The following is a 12997-nucleotide window of genomic DNA, read 5'->3' on the forward strand; positions in this document are numbered from 1 at the left end:
TCACATGGTCGACTTGCCGCCGTTGACGCGGTAGACGTCGAAGACGCCGTCGATCTTGCGGACGGCCTTGATGACGTGGTCGAGGTGGGCCGGGTCGCCCATCTCGAAGGTGAAGCGGGAGATGGCCACCCGGTCGCGGGAGGTCTGGACCGACGCGGAGAGGATGTTGACGTGCTGGTCGGACAGCACCCGCGTCACGTCGCTCAGCAGCCGGTTGCGGTCGAGCGCCTCGACCTGGAGCTGGACGAGGAAGACGCTGGCCGAGCTCGGCGCCCACTCGACGTCGATGAGGCGTTCGGGGTTGGCCGTCAGCTGGTCGGCGTTGGTGCAGTCGACGCGGTGCACGGAGACGCCGTTGCCGCGCGTGACGAAGCCGATGATCGGGTCTCCGGGCACCGGCGTGCAGCACTTGGCGAGCTTGACCCACACGTCGGCGGTGCCGACGACGACGACTCCCGGGTCACCGGGCTTGCGGCGGCTGGACGCCCGGGTCGGGACGGTCGCCTCGGCGAGGTCCTCGGTGGCGCCGTCGACACCGCCCATGGAGGCGACGACCTTGCCCACGACGTGCTGCGCGGACACGTGGCCCTCGCCCACGGCGGCATAGAGCGCCTCGATGTCCTGGTAGCGCAGGTCGGTCGCGACGGCCGTCATCGACTCGTGGCTCATGAGCCGCTGGAGCGGCAGGTTCTGCTTGCGCAGCGCCTTGGCGATCGAGTCCTTGCCGGCCTCGATCGCCTCCTCGCGGCGCTCCTTGGAGAACCACTGCTTGATCTTGTTGCGCGCACGGGGGCTCTTGACGAACTGCAGCCAGTCCCGCGAGGGGCCGGCGCCGTCGGCCTTGGACGTGAGCACCTCGACGACGTCGCCGTTCTCGAGGGTCGACTCGAGCGGCACGAGGCGGCCGTTGACCCGCGCACCGATGCAGTGGTGGCCGACCTCGGTGTGGACGGCATACGCGAAGTCGACGGGCGTGCCGCCCATCGGCAGCGCCACGACCGACCCCTTGGGCGTGAAGACGTAGACCTCGCTGCTGCCCATCTCGAAGCGCAGCGAGTCGAGGAACTCGCCCGGGTCCTCGGTCTCGCGCTGCCAGTCGAGCAGCTGGCGCAGCCACGCCATGTCGTTCTGCGGGGTGATCTCGCCGGGGCGGGCGGGGCCGCCACCGTTGCTCTGGTCCTTGTACTTCCAGTGGGCCGCGACGCCGTACTCGGCCCGACGGTGCATCGTGTGGGTGCGGATCTGGATCTCGACCGGCTTGCCCTGCGGGCCGATGACCGTCGTGTGCAGCGACTGGTACATGTTGAACTTCGGCATCGCGATGTAGTCCTTGAACCGGCCCGGGACCGGGTTCCACCGCGAGTGGAGGGCGCCCAGCGCCGCATAGCAGTCGCGCACCGTGTCGACGAGCACGCGGACGGCGACGAGGTCGTAGATCTCCTCGAAGTCGCGGCCCCGCACGATCATCTTCTGGTACACGGAGTAGTAGTGCTTCGGCCGACCGGTCACGACGGCCTTGATCTTGGCCGCGGTGAGGTCCTCGGTGACCTGGCTGCGCACGCCGGCGAGGTACTCCTCACGGGCGGGGGCGCGCTCGGCGACGAGGCGCACGATCTCGTCGTAGACCTTCGGGTAGAGCGTCGCGAACGAGAGGTCCTCGAGCTCCCACTTGATGGTGTTCATGCCGAGGCGGTGCGCGAGCGGGGCGTAGATCTCGAGCGTCTCGTTGGCCTTGCGCTTGGCCGACTCGGGACTGACGTAGCGCCACGTCCGCGCGTTGTGCAGGCGGTCGGCGAGCTTGATGACGAGGACGCGGATGTCGCGCGCCATCGCGATGACCATCTTGCGCACGGTCTCGGCCTGCGCGGCCTCGCCGTAGGTGACCTTGTCGAGCTTGGTGACGCCGTCGACGAGCATCGCGATCTCGTCGCCGAAGTCGCGACGCAGCTCATCGAGGCTGTATGCCGTGTCCTCGACCGTGTCGTGCAGCAGCGCCGCCGCGAGGGTCGGGGGCGTCATGCCGAGCTCGGCGAGGATGGTCGTCACGGCGAGCGGGTGCGTGATGTACGCGTCGCCGCTCTTGCGCATCTGGCCCTCGTGCGCGTGCTCGGCGACGGCATACGCCCGCTCGATGACCGACAGGTCGGCCTTCGGGTGGTTCTGGCGGACCGCCGTCATGAGCGGTTCGAGGACGGGGTTGCCGGCCGGCCGGGTGGCCCCGAAACGTGCGAAACGGGCGCGCACCCGCGACGGGGTGGACAGCTCGTTGCGGACGTCCTCGCTCATGAAGAGAGTCTAGGCGGTCCGTCCGGGATCACAGCGTGAGGATGGCGTTGACCGGCCGGTCCCCGAGACGCGTGCGCCCCTCGAGGAAGGCCAGCTCGAGGACGACCTCGATCGCGGTGACCTTCGCGCCGGCTCGCTCGACGAGCAGGGCGGTGGCCTCGGCGGTGCCGCCGGTCGCCAGGACGTCGTCGATGACGAGCACGCGCTGCCCGGGCTCGAAGGCGTCGGTGTGCACCTCGATCTCGGCCGTGCCGTACTCGAGGGCGTAGGACTCGCGGTACGTCTCGCCCGGCAGCTTGCCGGCCTTGCGCACCGGGACCATGCCGAGGCCCAGCTCGTAGGCCACGGCGGCGCCGAGGATGAAGCCGCGGGCCTCGACGCCGACGATGACGTCGACCTGGCCCTCGTAGCGCGCCGCGATGTCGCGCACGAGCTCGCCCAGCGCGGGGCCGTCGGCGAACAGCGGCGTGAAGTCCTTGAAGAGGACGCCCGGCTTCGGGAAGTCCGGGATGTCGCGCACCTTGCTCGCGACGAGGTCACTGATCTGGCTCACGCCGTCTCCTGCTGCTGATCGAACGTACGGTGTGGGCTTGTTCAGCGTCGCGACTTGGGGGCGCGCTTGGGCTGGTTACGCGGACCCGGCTGGGCGTACTTGTGGACGGGTCGGGCCGAGGTCTCGCCGGGCGCGGCTGAACCGGTGACGGAACCCGTGGCGGCGCCGGTCGCGTCGGCACCGACGACAGCCGGCTCCAGCGCACCCTGCGGCGCGGCGACGTGGGGCTTCACGCCGTGCCGGGCGACGTACTTCTCGAGCTCACGGACGGCCGGCTCGTTGCGACGCAGGTCGACGAGCAGGGGCGTGGCGATGAAGATCGAGGAGTACGCACCGACCGCGATGCCGATGAAGAGGGCGAGCGACAGGTCGAGGAGCGTGCCCGGACCGAGCAGGGTGAAGCCGACGAAGAGCACGGCCGCGATCGGCAGCAGCGCGACGACCGTCGTGTTGATCGAGCGCACCAGCGTCTGGTTGACGGCGAGGTTGGCCGCGGCGGAGTACGTCATGCGCTTGGTCCGGAAGGCCTCCGAGGTGTTCTCGCGCACCTTGTCGAAGACGACGACGGTGTCGTAGAGCGAGTAGCCGAGGATGGTCAGGAAGCCGATCATCGACGACGGCGTGATCTCGAAGCCGAACAGGGCGTAGATGCCGACCGTGATGACGAGGTCGTGCAGCAGCGCCACGAGACCCGAGACGGCCATCTTCCACGTGCGGAAGTAGAGCGCCATGACGATGGTCACGAGGATGAGGAAGACGATCAGGCCCCGGATCGCCTGCTGGCTCACCGACTGTCCCCAGCTGGGGCCGATGAGCGAGGCGCTGACCGCGCTCTTGTCGACCCCGAACTGCTGGGCCAGCGCGGTCGACGCCTCGTCCGTGCGGTCCGAGGCGGCCTCGGACTGCACGCGGACGGTGTCCTGGCCGACGATCGTCGAGATGACGTTGCCCTCGATGCCGGCCTTGGAGATGGCGGCCTGCGCCTTCTCCTCGTAGCCCTGGCTGTTGGTCACGCCCTGGACGCGGAACTCGGAGCCACCGCTGAACTCGATGCCGAAGTTGAGTCCCCTGACGAAGATGCCGACCAGCGCGAGGGCGATGAGCACCGCCGACAGGGCGTACCACGTCTTCTGGCGCTTGATGAAGTCGATCGAGCGCTTGCCGGTGTAGAGGTCGTTGCCGACCTGGGCGAAGTTGATCATGCCTGGGCCTTCCCATCGGCGACGCGGGCAGAACCCACGGTGGCGGGCGGGCGCTGGGCGCCGGGTGCCCCGAACTGGCCGCGACCGCGGTAGCGGACCGACTCCTTCGCGCCGAGGCGCTGCGGGTCCAGACCCGACCACTTGTGGCCGTTGCCGAAGAACTCGGTGCGGGCGAGGAGCTGGACCATCGGGTGCGTGAAGAGCATGACCACGAGCAGGTCGATGATCGTCGTGAGGCCCAGGGTGAAGGCGAAGCCTCGCACGTTGCTCGAGGCCAGGAAGTAGAGCACCCCGGCCGCGATGAAGTTGACGGCGTCGGCCGCGATGATGGTGCGTCGCGCCCGCTTCCAGCCGGTCTCGACGGCAGCCACGAGCGGCCGGCCGTCACGCACCTCGTCACGGATGCGCTCGAAGTAGACGATGAAGCTGTCGGCGGTGACACCGATGGCGACGATGAGTCCGGTGACTCCCGCCATGGTCAGGCGGAAGCCGTGGGTCGTGCCGAGCACCGTGACCGCGAGGTAGGTGATGACCGACGCGACGACGAGCGAGGCGACCGTGACGAAACCGAGGGCGCGGTACTGGATCAGCGAGTAGATGACGACGAGCAGCAGCCCGATGAGGCCGGCGAGCAGGCCGATGCGCAGCTGCTCCTTGCCGAGCTGGGGCGTGATGTTGTCCTGCGTCTGCAGCGCGAAGGAGATCGGCAGGGCACCGAACTTCAGCTGCTCCGCGAGCTGCTTGGCCGAGTCGATGGTGAACGAGCCGGTGATCGAGGCGCGGCCGTCGGTGATGACGGCACGAGCCTGCGGTGCGGTGATGACCGCCTTGTCGAGCACGACGGCGAACTGGTCGAGCGGCGGCTGCGACTGCAGGCCGTAGAGGCGCTTGGTGACCGCGGCGAACTTGGCCTTGCCAGCGTCCTTGAACGACAGCGCGACCTCGACGATCGAGGTGGGTTGGCCGTTGGGGCCGGGCTGGTAGCCGCTCGTGGCGTCGGCGATCTCGCTGCCGTCGATCTCGCTCGGGCCGAGGACGTACTTGGTGACGCGGTCCTCACCACAGGTCGCGATCGGCAGGGCCGGGTCGTCGACGATGGCGTCGACCGCACCGGGCTTGGCGCAGTTGAGCGCGGTGTAGTCCTTGGCGACCTTCGCGGCGGCGGCGTCGGCCTTGGCCTTGTCCCAGCCGAGGCCCACGAGACCGGTGCTGGCCTGCGCCTTGATCGCGGCCTCGGTCTGCGCCGGGGTGGGCGTGGCAGGAGTCTGCGTGGCGGCGGGCGCCGGGGTGGTCGCCGTGGCGGACGGCGTCGTGGCCGTGCCCGTGGGCGTCGCCGGCGTCGTGGCGGCGCGCAGGGCGTCCGGGACGGCGCCGTTCTGCGCGGTGGCAGACGTCGAGGGGGTCGCTGCGGGTGCGGTGCCCGTCGAGGTGCCGGTCGGCGTGCCGGACGGGGTGACCGTGCCGGTCGCACTGCCCGAGGGCGTCGCACCGGGGTTGACCTGCGAGGCGTTGGCGTCGAGGGCCTGGACGTAGACGGCGCGGAACCGCAGCTGCGAGGGCTTCTTCAGCGCGTCGAGCTGCTCCGGCGTGGGCTGCCCGGGGATGGACACGACGATGCTGCGCCCACCCTGGGTGGTGATCTCGGCCTCGGAGACGCCGTTGGCGTCGATGCGCTGCCGGATGATGTCGACGGCCCGGTTGACCTGGCCCTCGCTGATCGTCTCGCTGCCGGTGAGCTGGGGCTGGAGCACGAGCTCCGTGCCGCCCTCGAGGTCGAGGCCGAGGCGCGGGGTCAGCGACCCGTCGCCCCACTTCGTCAGGCCTGCCGCCAGGGCGCTGAGGCCGAGGATGACGACGATGAGCGCCAGGAGGCTGCGTCTCGCCGACTTCTTGGTGGAGCTGCGTGCCACGAAACCCTCACTGACCGTTCTGCTGGGAGCCGGGCGTGCTGCCCGGAGCCTCGTCGGGCGCGACGTCGGTGGACGGCGTCGCGTCGGTGGTGTCGGCCACGGCCGACTCGTCGGACTGCTTCATCGCGATGGCGCGACGGTCGACGCGGATCGTGGTGCCCTCGGCGACCTCGAGCCAGACGCTGGAGTCGTCGAGGTGCTTGACCGTGCCGTAGATCCCGGACGACGTGACGATGCGGTCACCGACGTGCAGGGACGAGCTGAAGTCGCGCATCTGCTTCATCCGCTTGTTCTGGGTGAAGAACAGCCAGCCCAGCAGCAACAGGGGCAGGGCGAAAATCAGCAACGAGAAAGTCCCGTTGTTGCTCATGTCAGCTCAGTCCTTCGTGTCTTCGTCCGGTCGGTGCACACGCGCGCCACGACCGTCGTTCGGGTCGGATGTCGCGTCAACGACCAGGGGCACCGGATGGTGCCGCGGCAGCGGCGATGGTGCCCGCAGGAGTCTACGTGCGCCGGTGCAGTTTGTCAGACCGGATCGGGCCGTGGCGCAGCGGGCACGGGTCACGTTTTGGTCGCGTCCCGCAGCCGCCCGAGCACGTGGGCGCGCCCCTAGAAACGGGCGCCGCCGGCCTCCTCGATGGGCAGCGTGGCGGTCCAGAGCGACTGCGCCTCGAGCGGAGGCGTCAGCCCGAGGTGCTCCCAGGCGAGGCCGGACGCGGCCCGCCCACGCGGCGTGCGCACCATGAAGCCCTCACGCACGAGGTAGGGCTCGGCGACCGTCTCGACGGTATCGGGCTCCTCGCCGACGGCCACGGCGAGCGTCGACAGCCCCACCGGTCCCCCGCTGAACCGGCGGCACAGCGCCTCGAGGACGGCACGGTCGAGCCGGTCGAGGCCGCGCTCGTCGACGTCGAAGAGCTCGAGGGCCTGCCGGGCCGCCGTGTGGGTGACCCGGTCCTCGCCGTGGACCTGGGCCCAGTCGCGCACGCGGCGCAGCAGGCGGTTGGCGATGCGGGGCGTGCCACGCGAGCGCAGGGCGATCTCGCGGATGCCGTCGTCGTCGGCGTCGAGCCCGAGCAGGCGTGCCGAGCGGTGCAGGATGGTCACGAGGTCGGCGGCTGCGTAGTAGTCAAGATGGCCCGTGAAGCCGAACCGGTCGCGCAGGGGCGCCGGCAGCAGACCGGCCCGGGTGGTCGCGCCGACGACGGTGAAGGGCGGCAGCTCGAGCGGGATCGCGGTAGCGCCCGGCCCCTTGCCGATGATGACGTCGACCCGGAAGTCCTCCATCGCGAGGTAGAGCATCTCCTCGGCCGAGCGGGACATGCGGTGGATCTCGTCGAGGAAGAGCACCTCTCCCTCGGCCAGGGACGACAGCACCGAGGCGAGGTCGCCCGCGTGCTGGATGGCCGGACCCGAGGTGATGCGGATGGGCTGCTCGAGCTCGCCCGCCACGATCATCGCGAGGGTGGTCTTGCCCAGTCCGGGCGGCCCGGAGAGCAGGACGTGGTCGGGCGGGGTGCCGCGGCGCTTGGCCGCCTTGAGGACGAGGCCGAGCTGGTCGCGCACGCGGGTCTGGCCCGGGAAGTCCTCGAGCCGCTTCGGGCGCAGCGCCGCCTCGACCTGCCGCTCGTCGGTGTCGCCGGCGGCGTCGACGGTGCGGGCGGTCGCGTCGAACGAGCCGTCGTCCCAGACGTCCGGGACCTGCTCGACCTCCCACGACCGGTCGACGCTCATCGACCGAGCTCCTGCAGGGCCGCGCGAAGGAGGGCGGAGACGCCGGCGCCGTCAGCGGCCAGCGGTGCCACCTTGTCGAGGGCGTCGTCGGCCTGCCGTGCGGTCCACCCGAGGCCGACGAGGGCCTCACGGACCTGCTCGCGCCAGGCCTCGCCGCTGTCGAGGTGCACCGGCTCGGCCTGCCCCGCCGAGCCCGGCAGGGCGCCGAGCTTGTCCTTGAGCTCGAGCACCATGCGCTCGGCGCCCTTCTTGCCGATGCCCGGGACCTTGGTCAGCGCCACGAGGTCACCGGTGCCGAGCGCGATCCGCACCGCGTCGGGCGAGTGGACGGCGAGCACCGCCAGGGCCAGGCGCGGGCCGACGCCCGAGACGGTCTGGACGGTCTCGAAGACGTGCTTCTCGTCGTCGGTGGCGAAGCCGTAGAGCGTCAGCGAGTCCTCGCGCACGACGAGACTCGTCGCGAGCTCGGTGGGCTGGCCCAGCCGCACCGACGTGGCGGTCGCGGGCGTCGTGTGGACGAGCATGCCGACTCCGCCGACGCCGACCACGACGGAGTCGAGGCCGACCTTGAGGACGGTGCCGGAGAGCGAGGCGATCATCGGGGCTGGGCTCCAGGGTGCGGTGGGGTGCGGTCGGGTGAGGCGGGTGACGGTGTCCGCCCCGCCCGGGAGGTCTGGGCCGACGCGGCCCTCAGTCGTTGCACGGGTGGCGCGGCTCCCGGCGGGACCCGACGGGGTATGCCGCTCCCCCGGTTGCCGGTGCGCGCCAGCACCTCGAGCCGTGCCTCCTCGAGACGGCTCTGGGTGCCCCCGCGCCACACGTGGCAGATGGCGAGCGCGAGCGCGTCGGCGGCGTCCGCGGGCTTGGGTGGCGTGTCGAGTCCGAGCAGCCGGGTCACCATCGTGGTGACCTGCGCCTTGTCGGCCCGCCCGCTGCCGCTGACGGCGGCCTTGACCTCGGTCGGGGTGTGCAGGGTGACCGGCAGGCCGAGCCGCTCGGCGATGATCATGACGATCCCCGTGACCTGCGCGGTGCCCATGACGGTGGAGACGTTGGTGTCGGCGAAGACCCGCTCGATGGCGACGGCCTCGGGGCGGTGCCGGGCGAACCACTGGCGCATCTCGTCCTCGACCACGACGAGGCGTCGCGGCGTGGGGTCGGTGGACGGGGTGCGGATGACGCCCACATCGACGAGGGAGAGCTTGCGACCCGGGACGCCGTCGACGACGCCGACGCCGCACCGCGTGAGCCCGGGGTCGACCGCGAGGACGCGCACGGCATACCTCCAGGTCTGTGGGCGGGGCGGACGATCCGAACAGGTGTTCGGGACAACGCTAGCCGCGCTCCCCCGAAAGCACGGGAGGCACGCCGGTGCCGGCGTGCCTCCCGTGCTGCGGCCGGCGCCGGCCCGTGTGGGCTCAGTCCTCGTCGTCGTCGAGCTGGGCGAGCACGTCGTCCGGGATGTCGCCGTTGGCGAAGACGTTCTGCACGTCGTCGCTGTCCTCGAGAGCCTCGATGACGCGGATCATCTTCCGCGCGCCGTCGAGGTCGAGCGGCACCTGCAGGTTGGGCACGAACGAGGCCTCGGCCGACTCGTAGTCGATGCCGGCATCCTGGATCGCCTTGCGGACCGCGACGAAGTCGGTGGCCTCGGAGATGATCTCCCACGTGTCGCCGTTGTCGTTGACCTCCTCGGCCCCCGCCTCGAGCACGACCTCGAGGATGTCGTCCTCGGAGCCGGCGTCCTTGAGGACGGTCACGACACCCTTTCGGTTGAAGACGTAGGACACCGAGCCGGGGTCGGCGAGCTGGCCACCGTTGCGGGTCAGTGCGGTGCGCACCTCGGCGGCGGCGCGGTTGCGGTTGTCGGTGAGGCACTCGATGAGGACGGCGACACCGTTGGGGGCGTAGCCCTCGTACATGATCGTCTGCCAGTCGGCAGCGCCGGCCTCGGCCCCCGACGCGCGCTTGACGGCACGGTCGATGTTGTCGTTGGGCACCGAGGTCTTCTTCGCCTTCTGGATGGCGTCGTAGAGCGTCGGGTTGCCCGTGGGGTCGGCGCCGCCCTGGCGGGCTGCGACCTCGATGTTCTTGATGAGCTTGGCGAAGAGCTTGCCGCGCTTGGCGTCCTTGGCCGCCTTCTGGTGCTTCGTGGTGGCCCATTTGGAGTGGCCGCTCATGCAGTGTCCTCGCGTTCCGGTGACTGGCGTGCATCCGACTGCTGGAGTCGGTGCGCTCTGACGATCGAGACGAACTCGGCGTGGATCCGGCGGTCGGCCCCCACCTCCGGGTGGAAGGACGTGGCCATGAGGTTGCCCTGCCGGACCGCGACGATCCTACCGGCGGCGGCGCCCTCACTCACGCGGGCGAGCACCTGGACGTCGGGTCCGGCCTGCTCGACCCACGGCGCGCGGATGAAGACGGCGTGAACCGTGCCGGTCGCTCCGGAGCTCGCCGTGTCGCTCCAGGCGTAGTCGAGGTCCTGCTCGAAGGAGTCGACCTGACGGCCGAAGGCGTTGCGGCGCACCGTGATGTCGAGACCGCCGAGCGTCTGCTGGTCGGGGCGCCCGTCGGCGATGCGGTCGGCCAGCATGATCATCCCGGCGCACGAGCCGTAGACGGGCAGGCCCTCGCGGATGCGGCGCACGAGCGGCTCGCGCAGGTCGAAGGCGCGCACGAGCTTGTCCATCACGGTCGACTCCCCGCCGGGGATGACGAGCCCGTCGACCTGCTCGAGCTCGGCCGGGCGACGGACCGTCACGGCCTCGGCTCCGAGGGCGGACAGTGCCGCGAGGTGCTCGCGGACGTCGCCCTGCACGGCGAGGACGCCGATCCGCGGCAGGGTCAGGGTGCTGGTGGTGCTCACCGACCCAGCCTAGAACGCGGGGACCGGCCCGGACTCGAGGGGTGGGTCGGCGGGGAGCCAGTCGGAAGCGTCTGACATGCGAGATGATCGCGAAGGCAGCCCTGACGCCGGCGGCGCACCACCGGATACGTTGCCGCCATGACGACGGTGCACACCCACGACGACCTGATCGCCCGCGCTGCGGAGACCGACGCCGGCTCACCGCTGCGGGGCACCCGCGACCTTTTCACCCTGCCGGACGGCGTCATCTACCTCGACGGCAACTCGCTCGGCGCGCTGCCGAACGCCGTCCCGGCCGTCGTCGACGACGTCATGCACCGCCAGTGGGGCGAGCGCCTCATCCGGTCGTGGAACGAGGCCGACTGGTGGGGCGCCCAGACCCGCGTGGGCGACCGGGTCGGCCGCCTCGTCGGGGCCGCCCCGGGCCAGGTGGTCGTGACCGACTCGACGTCGGTCAACCTCTTCAAGGCCGTCATCGGCGCCGGACGGCTGCGCCCGGGCCGCACCGTCGTGCTCACCGACCCCGACTCCTTCCCCACCGACCTCTACATGACGGAGTCGGCCGCAGCCCTGGCGGGTCTCGAGGTGCGACGCGTCCACCCGCGCGACGCGACGGCGGCGATCGCCGAGGTGGGTGAGGCCCTGGCCCTCGTCTCGTACTCGAGCGTCGACTACCGGACCGGCGAGCTCTGGGACCTCCGCGCCATCACCGGGGCCGCCCACGCCGTGGGCGCGCTCGCGTGCTGGGACCTCTGCCACTCTGCCGGCGTCATCGAGGTCGACCTCGACGCCGGCGGCGCGGACCTGGCCGTCGGCTGCGGCTACAAGTACCTCAACGGCGGTCCCGGCGCGCCCGCCTTCCTCTACGTGGCGACCCGGCACCAGGACGACTTCGAGCAGCCGCTGACCGGCTGGCAGGGTCACGCGCACCCGTTCGCGATGCGCCCCGACTACGAGCCGGCGCCCGGCATCACCCGCGCCCGCGTCGGCACCCCGCCCCTGCTGTCGGTGCTCGCCCTCGAGGCCGCCCTCACGGCATACGACGGGCTCTCCCCCGCGGAGGTGCGGGCCGCGTCCCTGTCGGTGACCGGGACGTTCATCGACGCCCTCGACGCGCTCGGGGTCGACCTGCCGCTCGCGACTCCCCGCGACCCGGGGCGGCGTGGCTCGCAGGTGTCGCTGCGCCACCCGCAGGCCTTCGCCGTCGTGCAGGCGCTCATCGGGCGCGGCGTCATCGGCGACTTCCGCGAGCCCGACATCATCCGGCTCGGCTTCGCGCCGCTCTACGTCACGCACGTCGACGCCGTGCGCGCCGCCGTGCACGTCCACGAGGTCCTCGAGGGGCGTGAGTTCGAGCGGCCGGAGTTCGCCGAGCGCGGCGCCGTCACCTGACGCGTCGTGCCGCCGTCGGTGGTGGCCGTCGACCGGGGTGCATGAGCACGTCGACGTTGTCGCTCACCTGCTCGGCGGAGCCGACCCCTCGCGGAAGGGATCGGACGTCCGGGTCGCGGATGGTCTCGGCGAGGACCCCGACCGCGGCGTCGCGCACGCCGAGGTAGGGACGGTCCCAGAACGGCTCGACCGGGTCGTCGACGGTCGGGAGTCCTGCCGTCGCCTGCAGCAGGCTGAGCGCGCGCAGGGCCTCGACGAGGCCGGCCTGGCGCCGGTGCCAGTCGTCTGCGGCCAGGGCGCCCACCAGCGACGTCGCCGCGGCTCCGGCCCGCGGCAGTCGGGCGAAGCTCGTGCCGAGCCACTTGGCGTAGGGCGGCCACCGTCGCTCGAGCAGGTGGCCGAGGTGCATGGCGATCCCCGCGAGCCGAGCCGTCACCACGCGTGAGCCCAGCTCGTCGCCGCGCTCCCCCGTGCGCCCGACGAACGGCAGCTCCTGTGCGAGCCGTGCCCAGTCCGTCGCGACGACGTGGCGCCAGAGGTCGTCGGGGTACCACTCGAGCCGACGACGTATGCCGGTCAGCTCGCCCGCGCCGTCGGCGAACACCTCGCCGGCGGTGACCTCCAGGACGGCCTGACCGGTCAGGGAGAGCCACTCCTCGGTGGTGAGCCCGTCGGTGGGGTCGACCCCGAGCCGTGAGACGGCGAGGTCACGCACCGTGTCGACCTGGACGCGGTGGCGCACGACGGGGTCCCACGTCGTCGCGAACCGGACCGGGTGCCCGGCGAACGACTCGGGGAGGTGCTCGGCGAGGTGCGCGTCCACCGTCGCCACGAGCTCGCCCGGGACGAGGAGGTTGAGTCGCAGGCCCCAGTCGTGGTCGCGCGACATCGCGTCGTCGAGGCCGAGGACGTCGGAGCCGCTCCCGAGGCGGGCGGCGGCATACGGCAGCCGCGGCCAGCGGTCCTCGACGACGGGGCGCACGACCTCCTCGAAGTAGGACCGCGACAGCTCGGTTCCGCTCAGGCTCACGCCCCGATGGTGCCAGCCCCCGCC

Annotated in this window: 12 protein-coding genes; 1 reads left to right on the plus strand and 11 read right to left on the minus strand. The window is 71.4% G+C overall.

Going from position 1 to position 12997, the window contains the following annotated elements:
* The 10 genes from ABD297_RS11580 to pdxT all read right to left on the minus strand — a co-directional run bounded on the left by ABD297_RS11580 (position 1) and on the right by pdxT (position 10533).
* Positions 1-2286 carry a RelA/SpoT family protein gene (locus tag ABD297_RS11580; protein WP_344255081.1) on the minus strand — a complete coding sequence of 762 codons (2286 nt, stop codon included), beginning with the start codon at positions 2284-2286 and terminating at the stop codon, positions 1-3.
* Positions 2287-2314: 28 nt separating this feature from the next.
* Complete coding sequence (locus ABD297_RS11585) at positions 2315-2839, minus strand: adenine phosphoribosyltransferase (protein WP_344255082.1); 525 nt, start codon at positions 2837-2839, stop codon at positions 2315-2317.
* A 41-nt stretch (positions 2840-2880) separates the two neighbouring features.
* Positions 2881-4041 (minus strand): protein translocase subunit SecF, encoded by a 1161-nt coding sequence (gene secF / locus ABD297_RS11590; RefSeq protein WP_344255083.1) that lies wholly within the window; start codon positions 4039-4041, stop codon positions 2881-2883.
* On the minus strand, positions 4038-5951 hold the full coding sequence (gene secD / locus ABD297_RS11595) for a protein translocase subunit SecD (protein WP_344255084.1): 1914 nt from the start codon (positions 5949-5951) through the stop codon (positions 4038-4040). Before secD ends, secF begins: the two co-directional genes overlap by 4 nt.
* Before the next feature lie 7 nt (positions 5952-5958).
* Positions 5959-6321: a preprotein translocase subunit YajC gene (gene yajC / locus ABD297_RS11600; RefSeq protein WP_344255085.1), complete on the minus strand. Its 363-nt coding sequence runs from the start codon at positions 6319-6321 to the stop codon at positions 5959-5961.
* 239 nt (positions 6322-6560) lie between these two features.
* Complete coding sequence (gene ruvB, locus ABD297_RS11605) at positions 6561-7685, minus strand: Holliday junction branch migration DNA helicase RuvB (protein WP_344255086.1); 1125 nt, start codon at positions 7683-7685, stop codon at positions 6561-6563.
* Positions 7682-8284 (minus strand): Holliday junction branch migration protein RuvA, encoded by a 603-nt coding sequence (gene ruvA / locus ABD297_RS11610; protein WP_344255087.1) that lies wholly within the window; start codon positions 8282-8284, stop codon positions 7682-7684. The genes ruvB and ruvA overlap by 4 nt, the downstream gene beginning before the upstream one ends.
* A complete protein-coding gene (gene ruvC / locus ABD297_RS11615) occupies positions 8281-8961 on the minus strand; it encodes a crossover junction endodeoxyribonuclease RuvC (RefSeq protein WP_344255088.1) in 681 nt (226 codons plus the stop codon). Before ruvC ends, ruvA begins: the two co-directional genes overlap by 4 nt.
* A gap of 142 nt (positions 8962-9103) precedes the next feature.
* Positions 9104-9865, minus strand: coding sequence for a YebC/PmpR family DNA-binding transcriptional regulator (locus tag ABD297_RS11620; protein WP_344255089.1), 762 nt, complete (start codon positions 9863-9865; stop codon positions 9104-9106).
* The gene (gene pdxT / locus ABD297_RS11625; protein ID WP_344255164.1) at positions 9862-10533 is read right to left on the minus strand and encodes a pyridoxal 5'-phosphate synthase glutaminase subunit PdxT; all 672 of its coding nucleotides are present in this window, start codon (positions 10531-10533) and stop codon (positions 9862-9864) included. The genes ABD297_RS11620 and pdxT overlap by 4 nt, the downstream gene beginning before the upstream one ends.
* Before the next feature lie 156 nt (positions 10534-10689).
* On the opposite strand from pdxT, the gene kynU reads away from it, so the two are divergent.
* Positions 10690-11943 carry a kynureninase gene (gene kynU / locus ABD297_RS11630; RefSeq protein ID WP_344255091.1) on the plus strand — a complete coding sequence of 418 codons (1254 nt, stop codon included), beginning with the start codon at positions 10690-10692 and terminating at the stop codon, positions 11941-11943.
* On the opposite strand, the gene ABD297_RS11635 is transcribed toward kynU, so the two are convergent.
* Positions 11936-12973 carry a DUF4037 domain-containing protein gene (locus ABD297_RS11635; protein WP_344255092.1) on the minus strand — a complete coding sequence of 346 codons (1038 nt, stop codon included), beginning with the start codon at positions 12971-12973 and terminating at the stop codon, positions 11936-11938. The genes kynU and ABD297_RS11635 overlap by 8 nt on opposite strands.
* Positions 12974-12997 lie beyond the last annotated feature (24 nt).

The sequence above is a fragment of the Terrabacter carboxydivorans genome (assembly GCF_039532035.1).
Classification (GTDB): Bacteria; Actinomycetota; Actinomycetes; order Actinomycetales; family Dermatophilaceae; genus Terrabacter; species Terrabacter carboxydivorans.

What these genes read in the sequence shown, in the direction of transcription:
- ABD297_RS11580 (WP_344255081.1), bottom strand. Translation starts at nt 2,286, where the DNA reads ATGAGCGAGGACGTCCGCAACGAGCTGTCCACCCCGTCGCGGGTGCGC.
- ruvB (WP_344255086.1), bottom strand. Translation starts at nt 7,685, where the DNA reads ATGAGCGTCGACCGGTCGTGGGAGGTCGAGCAGGTCCCGGACGTCTGG.
- ruvA (WP_344255087.1), bottom strand. Translation starts at nt 8,284, where the DNA reads ATGATCGCCTCGCTCTCCGGCACCGTCCTCAAGGTCGGCCTCGACTCC.
- secF (WP_344255083.1), bottom strand. Translation starts at nt 4,041, where the DNA reads ATGATCAACTTCGCCCAGGTCGGCAACGACCTCTACACCGGCAAGCGC.
- kynU (WP_344255091.1), top strand. Translation starts at nt 10,690, where the DNA reads ATGACGACGGTGCACACCCACGACGACCTGATCGCCCGCGCTGCGGAG.
- yajC (WP_344255085.1), bottom strand. Translation starts at nt 6,321, where the DNA reads ATGAGCAACAACGGGACTTTCTCGTTGCTGATTTTCGCCCTGCCCCTG.
- ABD297_RS11620 (WP_344255089.1), bottom strand. Translation starts at nt 9,865, where the DNA reads ATGAGCGGCCACTCCAAATGGGCCACCACGAAGCACCAGAAGGCGGCC.